The organism is Candidatus Dadabacteria bacterium (genome assembly GCA_009837205.1).
In the GTDB taxonomy this organism is placed as follows: Bacteria; Desulfobacterota_D; UBA1144; order Nemesobacterales; family Nemesobacteraceae; genus Nemesobacter.
The window spans coordinates 21,108-35,274 of the sequence record VXTZ01000029.1; the positions used below are offsets into that span (position 1 = coordinate 21,108).

Here is a 14,167-nt window from a genome sequence, read left to right on the forward strand (position 1 = left end):
TCGGATTTTATCGCAATGGGGGAGGCGGTTGTAAATGCGGGAAAAAGTTCTTGTTCTTGATTTCGGTTCCCAGTATACGCAGCTTATCGCCAGGCGCACTAGGGAACTCGGGGTTTATTCCGAAATAAAACCCTATAACACTGCCACAGACGAAATAAAGAAAGATCCTCCAGGGGCGATAATACTCTCCGGGGGGCCCTCAAGCGTCTGGGAGGATGGTTCTCCTAGGGTGGACGGGGAAATACTGTCTTTGGGAATACCGGTTCTGGGTATCTGTTACGGGCTTCAGGTGCTGGTTTTCCAGCTCGGTGGTGAAGTTGAGCGCTCCGAGAAGAGGGAATATGGTCCCGCCGTCTTGAACTTGGTAACGGAAGACCCGCTTTTCTCGGGCGTGGAGAGGACCTCGGGAGTCTGGATGTCTCACGGCGACAGGGTTTTGAGTATGCCCGAGGGATTTACGGCGATAGCCGATACCGAGAACACGGAGTGCGCGGCGGTAAGAAACGCAGGCGGAAACATCTACGGGGTGCAATTCCACCCGGAGGTCGTGCACACGGAATTCGGAGCCCGGATACTTTCCAATTTCCTTTTTCAGGTGGCAGGGCTTGGCGGAAACTGGACGGCGGGCTCGTTCATAGAGCATTCAATACACGATATAAGGGAAAGGGTCGGGGACGGCAAGATCATATGCGGACTCTCGGGGGGAGTGGACTCCTCGGTCGCGGCTGCTCTTATTAATGAGGCGGTGGGACGCAGGCTTTACTGTATTTTCGTTGATACGGGATGCATGAGGGTTGATGAGGCTCAGGAGGTCTGTGACGCTTTTTCCGAGTTTGAGATGAATTTTATTCACGTGGATGCCTCTGAGAGATTTCTCTTTCATCTTGAGGGTGTTGAGGATCCCGAAACGAAAAGAAAGATTATGGGCGAGCAGTTCGTGAGGGTCTTCGAGGAAGAAGCTGAGAAGATATCCGGTGTCCGTTTTCTAGCCCAAGGAACGCTCTATCCCGACGTTATCGAGAGCGTGAGCGTCAAAGGCCCCTCGGCCGTCATAAAGTCCCACCACAACGTCGGAGGGCTTCCGGAAAAAATGAACCTAGAGATAGTAGAGCCTCTTCGGGAACTTTTCAAAGACGAGGTGAGAAACGTTGGCAAGGCTCTCGGGCTTCCTTCCTCTCTTATAGGCCGCCATCCTTTTCCCGGTCCGGGTCTTGCGATCAGGATAATGGGAGAAGTCACGCGCGAGAGACTCTCCATACTGAGGCACGCGGACAGCATTTTTATAGACGAGCTTAAAAAATCGAAGGCCTATGATGAAATATGGCAGGCCTTCTGCGTTTTTATCCCGGTAAAGACGGTGGGAGTTATGGGCGATGAACGCACCTATGAAAACGTCTGTGCCCTGAGGGCTGTGAGCAGTACGGATGGAATGACCGCCGACTGGTCGAAGATATCCTATGATCTGCTCGGGAAAATCTCAGTAAGAATCATAAACGAGGTAAAGGGAATAAACCGGGTCGTATACGATATATCCACAAAACCTCCCGGCACCATAGAGTGGCAGTGAAATCTAACTGACTCTCTTCTTGAATATGGCAAATTCACCCGTAATGGTGGCAAGTTCCCAACCGTCCTTACCAAGCGAGACAAGAGAATCTTCAAGGCTTCCCCTAGTGTTCTCCCTTCTTGAATCAGCCTCTTCCTTGTAGACCGCTATATCATGGTCCTGGGGTCTTTTAACAAGCACATCAGTTGAGATTACCTTGTATTCCCAGCGCTCCATTATTCTTCTTACTCTCCGGTTTCCTCTTCTTCGTCGATGAGAAGGGATGTTGCCTTGTCACTTACGTCGGGCAGGGATTTTATGTGTTTTTCGTAATCCTTCTGGGTGATATGCCCTTCTTTTATATATCTTTTGTAAATCCGTACATCAAAAAATTCTTCGTTATCCTGCATTATCCATCCTCCGAAAGAAAAACAATTCTAACCACGAGTGAGATTTTTTCAAAGACAGGGACTTCGGGCTGCCGTCAATTTCTCTCCTGCAAAAACCAGCTCCATGTTCTAAAAAGGCCTTCGCGTAAGGCCACCCGCGCGCTCCATCCGAATTTCTCGGCCGCTAGAGAGCAGTCAAGACTAATCCTTCTTACTTCCCCGGAACGCTCTTTTTCGTGAACAGTTGTAAATTCGGTTTTAGTTACCTCCTCAAGTATGTCCACTATGTCGTTTACCGAACTCTCGATAGAAGTTCCTATGTTGAAAGTTCCCTCTTGCATGAGGGTTGCGGCGAGCAGGTTTGCCCGCGAGACATCGGAGACATGCACATAATCCCTAGTTTGTTCTCCGTCTCCGAATATGAGGCAGGGTTTCCCGCTGATTATTTTCTCGCAGAAAATCCCTATCACGCCGGCCTCCCCCTCGGGGTTCTGCCTTTCTCCGTACACGTTTGAGTATCTCAGGATCACGTGTCCGAAACCATGATTCCTTGAATGATATCTTACGTAGTTTTCCGTTGAGAGTTTCGAGATTCCATAAGGGGAAAGAGGAAGGGCGGGGGTCGACTCATCGGCCGGAAGTTTCTTTGGTTCTCCGTAGAGAGCGCCTCCGGTGGATGAAAAAATGAATTTTCCGATTTTGTGATCCCCGGAGAGTCTAAGAACGTTAAGGGAACCGCCTATATTTATATCAGCGTCAAGGCTGGGGTTCTCGACGGAATTTCTTACATTTATCTGTGCTGCGTGGTGGTTGACGACTTCGGGGCGGAATTGGCGAAACGCCTTCTCGAGTCTGGCGGAATCCCTTACGTCACACTCAACAAACTCAGCTTCAGGAGGGATGTTGTCCTCAGATCCCGTTGAGAGGTTGTCGACCACTAGAACCTCGTGGCCCTCGGAGATATACGCTTCGCATACCCAAGAGCCTATGAATCCCGCTCCGCCTGTGACTATTATTCTCACTTTTTTTCCTTCCGGGTGCGGTGAAATAATAGTTTTCCCTCAGGATTTTGTCAAAAAGCGGTCTTGTGTGAATCTTGAGGACTGTTTAAATCGTTCAACAGGCAAAAAACGGGCATGCAGGTTTGTTGTTAACCTGATGCCCGTTTCTAAAAGTTATGCTCTGCCGTTTTTTGTAGTATCCCAATTACCGTTTCGTGGGAGACAGTATGCCGTCAGCATCCAAAAGATCATGGCAATCCCTAAGAGAACCGTCAGCGTCTGTAAGATATTGTTCCAGTGCGGGATGCACGGTGTCTCCGCCCATTTCACCACAGTCGCCTGCTCCTATGTCTTCTAACCCAGGAGTTCCTGCCGGTACCATTACGTATGGACAAATTACCACAGGTTGATAGTCTGTGGCGTCCGCGGCGCGACGGTAGGCGTAGCCGGCCCAGTAACCGGTATATATTGTTTCTGCATCAATACCAGAGTCGGTTTTTGCTACCAGAAAATATGCTCCGGGCCTGTCAAAATTTCCATCCGTCTCGCTTACGTAATAAGTTGAAATAGTTTCGGCATTCGTATCGCTTTCGCCTACTTTTACTCCTACCTGTATAAAGGATGCAGATCCGAAAGCGACGCCTCTTGCGGTGATCCTGACGTTGGGCTCACTGAGATCTCCGGCCTCTTCCTCGCGCAAGTCAACGTCTTCATTCGTACAATCCGTCGTACCATCCGCATTAACACTGGTGTAGAATCCTCTCATCTCAATTGGTTGCGCTTCCGCTTCGTCATCGTCATCATCACAGGATGAGAGCGCTAGCAATCCTGTAAGGCAGAACGCCACCGATAAAGCAAGAATTCCGAGACCGCGTATCCCTTGAAAACGGCGCAACGTAAGACTATTGTAAAACTTCCACATAACAAAACCCCTCCTTTTTGGACTAATAGTTCCGCTATAACACAATCAGTATAGGAAAGGTTATAGAATTTTTATTTATTTTAGGGGCCCGTTTTCGTATCAATATCCAAGGAAATTTTAGTGCTTCGGTTTGTCCGGTTTTTAAGTTATACTCCCCTCAAAACCGGTTTGCCTGCGTTCGGAATTAACGATATTTTGTTGTTCCAGAAGCGCCTGCACCTGTAAATTAACGAGTTAGATCACGATAACCGGACTTGATTAGCCATGCTTCTCGCAATTGACGTTGGTAACACTAGCATAATGGTCGGAATATTTTCCGGAGAGGAACTCGTATACAGTTTCAGGATTGATACCGACAGAACCAAGAGTCCTGACGACTACGGAATTATCTTGTTTGGAAAGATGGACGAGAAAGACATATCTCCCTCTTCGTTCAGCGGTTCCATACTTTCCTGCGTGGTCGCCGAGATGGAGGAGGGGGTGGCGAAACTGGTGGAGAAATATTTCGGTCACCGGCCTATAATCGTGGGTCCTGAGACAAGAACGGGAATGCCGATGCGGATTTATAGTCCCGAAGAACTCGGAGCCGACAGAATAGCAAACGCCGTTGCGGCTTATCACCGCTTCGGTGGAAGCGTGATAGTGGTTGATCTCGGTACGGCGACCACTTTTGACTGTGTTTCCGAAAAAGGAGAATACCTAGGCGGAGTCATAGTCCCCGGGATCGAGCTTTCCACGGTGGCGCTTTACCACGGAACTTCCAAGCTTCCGAAGGTTGATCCCGAGAAGCCCGAGCAGGTGATAGGCAAAGACACCGTCGAGTGCATACAGTCGGGTCTGTTTTACGGTTACGCATCGATGATTGACGGGCTTTGCGCGAAACTCAAAGAGGAGATTGGTTCTTCTCCCGAAATCATAATTACCGGGGGGTTTGCCGAAGCGATCTCTGAGGAGTGCGCCTGCGTGAACCAAGTCGACAAGGACCTTGCTCTCCACGGCCTGAGACTGCTCCATGAACTCAACTCTCAGATACTCTGTTAGGAAAATCGTCTCGGAAACCACCTGTTTTGTTCTTTCCTTGGAACTCAAAGACGGTCATCGCCACTGGGTTTTTCCAAACGCGCAATGGATGGACAAGAGGGAGAAGGCTATCGGGGTTGAGTTTGAAGAAAATGATCTTTGGCCTTTTCTCTGCGGGCAGTCCTCCGCGGCGAAAGCCGATTTTTTCGTTTCCGGGAGGTACGTTTCGAGTCACGAAGGTTCCTTCAGACTCTCTTTTAATCTCGATGATTCACCGCTCCTTTGGGGCAATTACGTTCTGCTCTCTCCCAGTTGGGGACGTCACTCGAAAAGAAAGATGTGGCTTCTGATTCCCTCTTCGGGGCGGGAGCGCGGACGGCAGTAGGGGGTTGTTTCAAGCCAAATCAGAGGGTGCTTGGGTGTGGATTTCCGTTTTCGGGAGGAGTTTAGTCTGCCTTTCAGATTCCTCGGATCTAGGGTCGTAAAAAATTTCCTTTTCATTCGCCAAAAACAGACCCTTCCATAGCGTGTATCCCTTTCTGTTCATGTGGAGACCGTCTTCGGTGAACAGTTCATCCCTTATATTCCCGCTTTCATCCAGCATGTGGTCGTAAACATTCAGGTAAAAGGTATTTGGTTCTCTCGACAGGAACTGTCTTACGAGATCGTTTGATGCCTCGATTCTGTCAAGAAAATGGAACCTTACGGGACTCGGTTTTATTGAGACGAAGGTAAATTTCGTGTGGGGGTAGGATTCTCTGAAGCGGTGGTAAAAATCCACAAAGAAATTCAGCACCTGTCTTGGTATGCAGCCGTCCCCTATATCGTTATCGCCCGCATAGAAAACCAGGGATTTAACGTCATTCGGTTTTATGAGCCGCTCGAAATAGTGGAGGCAGTAGGCGATTCTGGCGCCTCCGAAGCCAAGATTCATGACGTTGTAATCGGAGAAATTCCTTGCCATGACCCTCCAAAGGCGGAAACTTGAACTGCCGTAAAATACCGTCGCGTCATTCTTTTTCCCCACATGGCGTCTCTCAAGGATCCTTACATCCTGTTCAAACAGATTTTTATCGATTACTGGGGACTCTTTTTCGACCTGCTCGAAGGTTTTTAAGTTTATCTTGGTGGATTCCACCCGCCTTGCGAGTCCTGCTGCCTCTTCCACATATTTTCTGTACTCGTTTTCGTATTTACTGACGAATTCAAAGAGGCTGTCTTTGTTCTCCTCCGGGTTTTTTACGTAATCGGATACCCTGAAGGGCTTTTTTATCACTAGGGAGAACACATTCTGGTTTATTCTTTTGTCGAAGTTCGCCACGGCCACGGGAACGATGTACGGTTCGGGCGAGACGGATACGGCCAGAAGAAAAGCGCCGAGTTTGAACGAACCGGGCGATTCTTCCGTCGTCATGCTGGTTCCCTCGGGGCTTATTACTATGTTAAATCCTTTTTCCAGATGATCTTTGGCCGTTTCATAGAACTTTTTCCTCCGAGCTTTTCTCCGCTCGGGGGTTCCTTGGGAGAGATCGGATTCGTCGGTGTAAACATTTATGTGTCCGAGCCTTTCGTAGTAGTATTCGTGTCCGTATTCCTCCGCCCTTGGAACGCGTACGACGCGGATCCCGGCCTCGCCGTACTTGGCGTAAAGAACCATCGAGCTTATGAAGTGGGAATCGAGCGTAATCTGAAAATGATTGGGAAGGGTGTTATAGGGATGGTTCAGCAGATGATTGTATATGAATATGTGTCCCGGCTCATCTGGCAGATTCTCCCAGCCTTCAATTACGTAAGGAGTGCTGTTGAAGACTCCAGCGAACTGCTTGGCCGCCATGGTTCTTATTTCACTTGGAGAAAGCGACTTGGGTGCAGCGGTCACGGACTGATAGACGTTTTTTAGTCCCTCGAAAAAGTTGTATTCCTTGTAGATCTTTCCGAGAATATCGAGGCTGAGACGGGACAATTCCCTCTCAAGACTTTCGCCTTCTTTTTCCAGTCTGAACAGAAGCCGGAAAGCGTCATCCAGTGTAAGCGGACTGTTTAGCAGATGGGGCAGTTTATGGATGGGGGAGGTTACGCTTAACTGCATGGAGTTTTGCTCTATAAGGTTACTTATAGCAAGTATTTCTCGTTCGTATCTTTGCGATATGAGCCCCGCGCGGGCATTTCGAAGCCGTATTGACACCAACCACAAAAGTCTTCTTGCCAACGCCAGTGCCGAGTGGGGATCCTGATTCAGGATTTTATGAAGATTGCGGGCGCTTATGTGGTAAACAACAGAGTTTCTGCTCGCAACAGCGGTGACATCGTTTGATCCGTCCGGAGCGGCGCCCATCCATCCGACCAGATATCCGGGGAGGTTAATCAGATGAAGCGCGGCGGATTCCTCGATTCCTCCCTGTGCCCCGTCGGGAGAGAAGCACAGTGCCGCCTTTCCGTAAGCCAGTATGTCTATTCCTTTGGGGGTATCCCCTTGGTTGAATATGGGTTCGTTGTTTAGATAGTATTTTTTCTGGGTCGCTTTTGCCAGCTGGTGCAGTGTCTTGTCGGGGAAAACCTCGAAAAAAGGAGATTGCCTAAGAAGCTGAAGCGGGTTAGGTACGGATATGTATCTCCCTTCTTGGGAAAAACCGCCCGTTTTTCCCGTTTCAATGTCCCAGTTGACGTTGTTGTATTCCGCAAGCTCGGTCCTGACATGCTTTAGAAGGTTTATGCTTTTGCCGAGAACGAAAAGCAGGAATTCGCGTCCCAGAAGGGGTTCCTGATCGAAGAATTTTTCAAGATTCTGGTGACTCCACTTTAGCAGGACGCAGGGCCTCTCGCATGTGATCGTTGTGTAGTAGCGTTTGGGGGAGCGAAAACCCGACCAGCCTACGGGAGTGAATTTCTCGTCACTTTTCCCCACCGAGAATTCATTGGTTCTGTCTTCGACACTGATTGAGAAATTTACTAGGCCCTCTACGAGGAAGTAGAAAGAATGACTCGGTTCGAACTGTTTGGTGAGAACGTAGCGTTCCGGCACTTCTATCAGTTCGCCTATCTTAAGCAGGAAATCGGTTTTGTCTTTCTCGAAATTCGAAACGAACGGAAGTTCGCTGAATATCTCTCTTTTTTCCCACATAAAAATAAAATCATACCTTTTTTGTTGGCATAATATACTTTATAGCCGGAAGTCGGCTGACCGTCCGGATAAGACCAAGGGCTTTTTCGCAATTTTGTTAGAAACAATTTACATTGTTTGGAAAAACTACAGAAACTTTTTCCAAGGAGACTCAGGTGATAAAACGTATGGTGATGTGGAAACTGAAGGATTCACACGAAGGAATGAGCAAGGATGAGCTTATTGCCAAGTTCGAACAGAAAATAGAGGGATTGAAAAGCGCTGTTCCGGAGATAAAGACTATGGAGCTTGGCAAGAGTTTTAGCGAACTTCCCGTCGCGTACGATGTAGCTCTCTATTCTGAGTTCGACTCGAAGGAAGATTACGAAGTTTTCCTGAAGCATCCCGAGCACTTGAAGGTCGGGAAGTTCATCCGGCAGATAAGAACGGACGTGGCTCTTGTCGAATACGAAACGTGATTTTCTTGGGTCCGCCGTGCTTCGAATAAGGGGATATATCGAGCACAGACACCCTGTTATCCGCTTTTATCGGCATAATATGCTCTGTTGTCAAAAGCCGGATAGCTGCCTAGACAGGATGGGGGCTTTTTCGCAATTCCGGAAAAAATGGTTTATACTGTTCGGTACGGATATTTTTCCAAGGAGACCTAAGTGATAAAGCATATAGTGATGTGGAAGATCCAGGAGTCGCACGAAGGTGCGGACAAGAGTGAGCTCATGGACAGGATCAAGGAGGAACTTGAAGGGCTCAGAAATGTCATTCCTGAGATAAAGACAATGGAGATCGGCAGGAATTCTAACGAACTTCCCACATCGTTTGATATCGCTCTCTATTCCGAGTTCGAATCGCAGGAAGATCTCGAGGTCTACAAGGAGCATCCCGAGCACCAGAGGGTCGCGCAGTTCGTTCGGCAGGTAGCTATAGATGCGGTTGTTGTCGACTACGAAACGTAATTTTTCTGGTTCCGTCTAGCGGTTGAATAAGGAGATATATCAAGTGCGGACACCCTGTTATCTGCGTACATGTGGTAACCGAGCGTGGCTATCATGGCCGCGTTATCAGTGCAAAGAGCGGGCGAGGGGATAAAAACATTTATTCCTTTGCTTCTTATTCTCTCTTCGCTTAGCTGCCTTAACCTTGAGTTGCAGGCTACTCCGCCTGCTAAAACGACGCCTTCCACTCCGTTTTTCCTCGTGGCATTAAGCGTCTTGTCAATAAGAGTTTCCACTATGGCTTCCTGATACCCGGCGCATACGTCAAAGAGGCTCTCTTCGCTTTTAACCGGGTTTTTCCTTATGTGGTTAAGAAGAGCGGTTTTAAGCCCGCTGAAACTGAAATCAGGGGATTCATTGTTAAACGGTCTTGGAAAACTGATAGCGTCGGGGTCGCCGTTTTTTGAAAGCCTGTCTATTTCGACTCCTCCGGGATATCCGAGCCCGAGGGCTTTCGCTCCCTTGTCAAAAGCCTCCCCCGCGGCATCGTCTCTCGTGCTTCCGAGCAGTTCGAAGTCAAGAAAGCCCCTTACCATGTAAAGGTTCGTGTGTCCTCCGGAAACTATGAGTGCGACAAACGGGAAATCAATTTCGTTCTCCAGATGCGCCACTGCTATGTGCGATTCCAGATGGTTTACTCCCACAAGGGGTTTCCCATGGGAGAATGCAAGGGCCTTCGCGGTCGAAATTCCGACCATGAGCGAACCTATGAGTCCGGGTCCCTGGGTTACCGCTATGGCTTCAACTTCCCCCGCTGAAGTCTCGGCAGTCTCGAGTGCTTGATTGATTACCTGGAGAATTATTTCCGTGTGCATGCGCGACGCTATCTCCGGGACGACTCCGCCAAAGGCGTTATGAACGTCGATTTGAGAGGAAACTACGTTTGAGAGCATCTGTTTTCCGTCTCTTACCACTGCTGCGGAAGTCTCGTCGCATGACGTCTCAATACCCAAAATGAGATAAGACATAAACCGAACCTCTTTGATGAACTGGATAATAACTTTACCCAAGTGTTCGATTTAGTGAACGGGAAGGGCTTTCGGTTTTACCCAGTTTCCATGGGAAGGTGTTCCGGTTAACATTCGGTGGGTTGTGAGTGTTTTTATGTTGTAGAGGTTTTGATGCCGAAGATCTTCAGGATACTGATTCCATCTCTTTTTATTTTTCTTTTGTCTGCCTGCGGTTGCGGGGAAAGAACCGCCCCAGGCGAGCGTGTTGAGGTTCCATCAGAATCGATATCCGAGGAACCTCATTCGGAACCAATGCCTACTGAAACTCTTGGGGAAACACCGCCCCTGGAGATTCCCGTGGACCCAATGCTCTCGGGCATATCCCTTCCCGGGGATTTTTCGATCTCCCTTTATTCAAACGAAGTACCCGGTGCACGTTCGCTTGCTCTTGGAGCCGATGGCACATTGTTTATCGGTACTAGGTCTAAAACCGTGTATGCCCTTAGTGATACGGATGGCGATAACTACGCCGAAACTGTCCATATAATTGCGGACAACCTCAATACTCCAAACGGTGTTGCGTTTCGGGATGGGGCACTTTATGTTGCGGAAATAAGCCGGATTCTCCGCTATGACGGGATCGAAAGCCGTCTCTCATCTCCTCCAGCCCCCGTAGTCATCATTGATACGCTTCCTAGGGATACGCATCATGGGTGGAAATTCATCCGGTTCGGACCGGACGGAAGACTCTATGTTCCGGTCGGAGCGCCGTGCAACGTCTGCAAAAGGGGCGACGAGCGCTACGCAGCGATCCTGAGGGTCAATCCCGACGGAACGAATCTTGAGGTTTTCGCCCATGGAGTGAGAAACACCGTGGGTTTTGACTGGCATCCGGAATCTGGTGTGCTTTGGTTTACAGACAACGGAAGGGACAACATCAGCAGAGACCAGCGAATTAATGATAACAGCCCTCCGGACGAACTTAACCGTGCCGGGGAATCCGGACTTCATTTCGGTTTTCCTTACTGCCACGGGGCGGATGTCCAAGATCCGCAGTTCGGTTCGGAGCGCAGTTGTGATGAATTTACTTCTCCCCAGTGGGAGCTTCCTGCGCACGTTGCGGCGCTCGGCATGCGCTTCTATATGGGCTCCATGTTCCCCGCGTCTTGGAAAAACGTGATCTTCATCGCGGAGCACGGCTCATGGAACAGAATCGTGCCCATAGGTTACAGGGTGACCTCAGTGCGCCTCGACGAATTGGGGAACGCGGCTTCATACGATGTGTTCGCCCATGGGTGGCTTGGGAGTGACGGAACTGCTTGGGGAAGGCCAGTTGACGTTCTAGTTGCCCCCGACGGAGCACTGCTCGTATCCGATGACCGCAGGGGAGCCGTTTACAGGATTTCTCGCTGAAAGATCGGGGCATCACCAAGGCATTTTTGTTATCCAAATTATTGGGAATTATAAACTTTACTTGACAAAATACAACCATGTTTGATAAAATAATTCCGTCTGTCAATTTAGTACAAGGCGGAAAAATGAAAAACAGAACCATTTTTATCCGTGATAACCTTGAAGTTATGCGAGGTATAGCCGATGAATGTATAGATCTCATTTATCTGGACCCACCGTTTAATTCCAACCATGATTATGCCGCTCCTATAGGTAGTCAAGCCGCGGGTGCGGAATTCAAAGATACATGGGGATTATCAGATATAGACTTGGCATGGCATGGAGAAATAGAAAGTCAATATCCTGGTCTTTATAAACTCTTGGAAACTACAAGAGAGATACACGGAAAGTCTATGATGAGCTATCTCATTTACATAGCCATCAGGATTATGGAAATGAAGCGAATTTTGAAACCTACAGGTTCTATCTATCTTCATTGTGACCCCACTGCTTCTCATTACTTAAAATTGCTCATGGATGAAGTTTTCGGAAGGAAATTTTTCAGAGATGAAATTGTATGGAGAAGAAATGAATCAGGGGCCAAAGGGAGTCAACACGCGTCGAAACGTTGGGGTAATAATGTAGATCATTTGTTGTTTTATACGAAAGGAAAAAACTTCCAATTTGATCCGCGCATAATCAAAAATTTAACAGAATCGGAAATCAATAATATGTTTCCTAAAATCGACGAATATGGAAACCGATACAACACTAAAACAACAGCTTGGCGGTCGCCGTCTATGGGAGATCGCCCTAACTTATGCTATGAGTTTCGGGGCCATTATCCACCATATTCAACAGGATGGAGAATGAAATACGAGAAAATGGAAGAAGAATATCAAAAAGGTAACATTGTTGTTACAGAAGAAGGGTTAGAGCGAAGATCGTATATGAAATATTATGCTGGTGTGTCACCCGGCAATTTATGGGTTGAGACAGAATTACTTCTTGGGGCACGATCAAAAGAACGCACCGGATACCCAACGCAAAAACCATTAAAATTGCTAGAGCGGATAATTAAAGCGTCAAGTAATGAGGGTGATATGATACTTGATCCTTTCTGTGGTTGCGCCACAACTTGTGTTGCCGCTGAGAAATTAGATCGTAAATGGGTAGGTATAGATATATCCCCTAAAGCTGCTGAACTTGTAAAATCGAGAATGCAAAACGAACTGGGATTTACCATTCTCAAGTTAATCCACCGAACCGACATTCCTACCGATCGCGGAGGTAAACGTTCAAGAGATATTAAGAATATTCTGTACGGTAAACAGGAAGGAATGTGTAGTGGTTGCGGACACTGGTACAGAATAAAGGATTTTGAAGTAGATCACATAGTACCTAAAAGCAAAGGTGGTTCAGATACAGACGAGAATTTACAACTGCTTTGCGGATACTGTAACAGGATAAAAGGCGACAGAACACAAGAATACTTGATTTCGCAAGTGAGGAAATAAATCTAAAAAGGTGAGTAAATTCGCAAAACATTCAAAAACCAAATTTTTAACGCGAGCGGAGATATCCGCGGAAAAACTGTATTTTGAGATACAAATAAAGGAAAACAGGTTTCTGGTATCCGCTTGCGAATATGATAAGAAAAAATTTGAAGGAGTGATACATCCCTTTCAGTTAGACAAAGTAAGCCATATAGAAGTGGAATCACAACCAGGCGGGAAGGTTCTGCTTTCTCTCGATTTGTACGAGGAAACAAAATGAAAAAAGCCATGATAGACAAAGAACGAGACCTTAAAGGAGCAACCCCGGAAACGCTGGCTAAAGCCTTGTTACGCCCTTGCCAGGGAAGAAAGCCCGTTGTCCCGGACAAGGTCCCTGTAGAGAAGGTTGCGTCCCATAAGTCCGGCAACGGTGAAACGCATTTGAAGGAGGGTTCCTGAATCCCGCATATTATGCTTACCCGCGAATTCCTGAATATACCGATCAAGGTGCTTAGGGCTGATCTTGTGGAAAGTCCCTTTGTGCGCCCTTTTCAGTCCGGCCCAGAAAGATTCGATACCGTTGGTATGAGCCATACCCTTGACGAACTCCCCGACACTATGGTTTACGGATTTATGATTGGGAAGCCCACTGTAACTCTTATGGTTGTCGGTATAGACCTTAGCGTCAGGGGAAGTGTTGTTTCGTATAAAATCCTGTACTGTTTCCTTTTCCCTGTTGGGAACTCGCTTGGCAACAACTCTATTGGATTTCCTGTCCTTTATTCCAATTACTACGGTTTTGCCGGAAGGGCCTTGCACATGGCTTCTCTTATTGTCATGCTTGTTTCTATCCTTACCGCCCATAAAGGTTTCGTCAGCTTCAACAGGGCCTTGAAAATTGTTGTTTCCTTCGGTTTGCCATGCTTCCCGTATCCGGTGAAGCATGAACCACGCCGTGGGTTGGGATACCCCTATATCTCTGTGAAGTTTCATGCTGGACACGCTTTTAAGGCTTGTAAGGCAAAGGTAGATAGCCAACGCCCACTTTTGAAGGGGGACGTTAGAACGGGCAATAGCGGTTCCGGTACGGACGCTGAAATAACTCCGGCAATCCTTGCACCAGTAGGGCATGGGTTTGGCGTTAGGAACTTTCCTTGTTTCCACGCTTCCGCACTTGGGGCAAAAACGGGAATCGCCCCAGATAATGGATTCGAACCAGCGAGTGGCCGTTTCTTCGTCAGGAAACATTTTCATAAGTTCAAGAAGATCTATTCCCTCCCTGTAAGCCTTACCGGGAGCTTTAAATGTTTTCTTTTTCATCATGGTAATAATATACAT

13 protein-coding genes are annotated in these 14,167 nt (G+C 47.9%); 7 read left to right on the forward strand and 6 right to left on the reverse strand.

Going from position 1 to position 14,167, the window contains the following annotated elements; genetic code table 11:
* The first annotated feature begins 34 nt into the window (after nt 1-34).
* A complete protein-coding gene (gene guaA / locus F4Z13_07375) occupies nt 35-1,567 on the forward strand; it encodes a glutamine-hydrolyzing GMP synthase (GenBank protein ID MXZ49043.1) in 1,533 nt (510 codons plus the stop codon).
* Nucleotides 1,568-1,570: 3 nt separating this feature from the next.
* Here the strand turns inward: guaA and F4Z13_07380 are convergent, their stop codons facing one another.
* The 3 genes from F4Z13_07380 to F4Z13_07390 form a co-directional block, all read right to left on the reverse strand.
* Nucleotides 1,571-1,783, reverse strand: coding sequence for a hypothetical protein (locus F4Z13_07380; GenBank protein MXZ49044.1), 213 nt, complete (start codon nt 1,781-1,783; stop codon nt 1,571-1,573).
* 247 nt (nt 1,784-2,030) lie between these two features.
* Complete coding sequence (locus tag F4Z13_07385) at nt 2,031-2,957, reverse strand: NAD-dependent epimerase/dehydratase family protein (protein ID MXZ49045.1); 927 nt, start codon at nt 2,955-2,957, stop codon at nt 2,031-2,033.
* Between the two features lie 184 nt (nt 2,958-3,141).
* Complete coding sequence (locus F4Z13_07390) at nt 3,142-3,858, reverse strand: hypothetical protein (GenBank protein MXZ49046.1); 717 nt, start codon at nt 3,856-3,858, stop codon at nt 3,142-3,144.
* Nucleotides 3,859-4,122: 264 nt separating this feature from the next.
* Between F4Z13_07390 and F4Z13_07395 the strand changes: the two genes are divergently transcribed.
* Both F4Z13_07395 and F4Z13_07400 read left to right on the forward strand, forming a co-directional pair.
* Nucleotides 4,123-4,899, forward strand: a complete 777-nt coding sequence (locus F4Z13_07395) for a type III pantothenate kinase (GenBank protein ID MXZ49047.1) — start codon at nt 4,123-4,125, stop codon at nt 4,897-4,899.
* Nucleotides 4,871-5,263 (forward strand): hypothetical protein, encoded by a 393-nt coding sequence (locus F4Z13_07400; protein ID MXZ49048.1) that lies wholly within the window; start codon nt 4,871-4,873, stop codon nt 5,261-5,263. Before F4Z13_07395 ends, F4Z13_07400 begins: the two co-directional genes overlap by 29 nt.
* A 9-nt stretch (nt 5,264-5,272) precedes the next feature.
* On the opposite strand, the gene F4Z13_07405 is transcribed toward F4Z13_07400, so the two are convergent.
* Nucleotides 5,273-7,999 (reverse strand): cyclic nucleotide-binding domain-containing protein, encoded by a 2,727-nt coding sequence (locus tag F4Z13_07405; GenBank protein MXZ49049.1) that lies wholly within the window; start codon nt 7,997-7,999, stop codon nt 5,273-5,275.
* A gap of 155 nt (nt 8,000-8,154) precedes the next feature.
* On the opposite strand from F4Z13_07405, the gene F4Z13_07410 reads away from it, so the two are divergent.
* Both F4Z13_07410 and F4Z13_07415 read left to right on the forward strand, forming a co-directional pair.
* On the forward strand, nt 8,155-8,457 hold the full coding sequence (locus F4Z13_07410; protein MXZ49050.1) for a Dabb family protein: 303 nt from the start codon (nt 8,155-8,157) through the stop codon (nt 8,455-8,457).
* A gap of 192 nt (nt 8,458-8,649) precedes the next feature.
* Complete coding sequence (locus tag F4Z13_07415) at nt 8,650-8,952, forward strand: Dabb family protein (protein ID MXZ49051.1); 303 nt, start codon at nt 8,650-8,652, stop codon at nt 8,950-8,952.
* On the opposite strand, the gene tsaD is transcribed toward F4Z13_07415, so the two are convergent.
* Nucleotides 8,940-9,959, reverse strand: a complete 1,020-nt coding sequence (gene tsaD, locus F4Z13_07420; GenBank protein ID MXZ49052.1) for a tRNA (adenosine(37)-N6)-threonylcarbamoyltransferase complex transferase subunit TsaD — start codon at nt 9,957-9,959, stop codon at nt 8,940-8,942. The genes F4Z13_07415 and tsaD overlap by 13 nt on opposite strands.
* Before the next feature lie 294 nt (nt 9,960-10,253).
* On the opposite strand from tsaD, the gene F4Z13_07425 reads away from it, so the two are divergent.
* The gene (locus F4Z13_07425; GenBank protein ID MXZ49053.1) at nt 10,254-11,354 is read left to right on the forward strand and encodes a sorbosone dehydrogenase family protein; all 1,101 of its coding nucleotides are present in this window, start codon (nt 10,254-10,256) and stop codon (nt 11,352-11,354) included.
* A gap of 77 nt (nt 11,355-11,431) precedes the next feature.
* Nucleotides 11,432-12,850, forward strand: a complete 1,419-nt coding sequence (locus F4Z13_07430) for a hypothetical protein (protein ID MXZ49054.1) — start codon at nt 11,432-11,434, stop codon at nt 12,848-12,850.
* Between the two features lie 327 nt (nt 12,851-13,177).
* On the opposite strand, the gene F4Z13_07435 is transcribed toward F4Z13_07430, so the two are convergent.
* A complete protein-coding gene (locus F4Z13_07435; GenBank protein MXZ49055.1) occupies nt 13,178-14,167 on the reverse strand; it encodes an IS1595 family transposase in 990 nt (329 codons plus the stop codon).

What these genes read in the sequence shown, in the direction of transcription:
- guaA (MXZ49043.1), top strand. Translation starts at nt 35, where the DNA reads ATGCGGGAAAAAGTTCTTGTTCTTGATTTCGGTTCCCAGTATACGCAG.
- F4Z13_07405 (MXZ49049.1), bottom strand. Translation starts at nt 7,999, where the DNA reads ATGTGGGAAAAAAGAGAGATATTCAGCGAACTTCCGTTCGTTTCGAAT.
- tsaD (MXZ49052.1), bottom strand. Translation starts at nt 9,959, where the DNA reads ATGTCTTATCTCATTTTGGGTATTGAGACGTCATGCGACGAGACTTCC.
- F4Z13_07400 (MXZ49048.1), top strand. Translation starts at nt 4,871, where the DNA reads ATGAACTCAACTCTCAGATACTCTGTTAGGAAAATCGTCTCGGAAACC.
- F4Z13_07395 (MXZ49047.1), top strand. Translation starts at nt 4,123, where the DNA reads ATGCTTCTCGCAATTGACGTTGGTAACACTAGCATAATGGTCGGAATA.
- F4Z13_07390 (MXZ49046.1), bottom strand. Translation starts at nt 3,858, where the DNA reads ATGTGGAAGTTTTACAATAGTCTTACGTTGCGCCGTTTTCAAGGGATA.
- F4Z13_07380 (MXZ49044.1), bottom strand. Translation starts at nt 1,783, where the DNA reads ATGGAGCGCTGGGAATACAAGGTAATCTCAACTGATGTGCTTGTTAAA.
- F4Z13_07430 (MXZ49054.1), top strand. Translation starts at nt 11,432, where the DNA reads ATGTTTGATAAAATAATTCCGTCTGTCAATTTAGTACAAGGCGGAAAA.
- F4Z13_07435 (MXZ49055.1), bottom strand. Translation starts at nt 14,167, where the DNA reads ATGTATATTATTACCATGATGAAAAAGAAAACATTTAAAGCTCCCGGT.
- F4Z13_07425 (MXZ49053.1), top strand. Translation starts at nt 10,254, where the DNA reads ATGCCTACTGAAACTCTTGGGGAAACACCGCCCCTGGAGATTCCCGTG.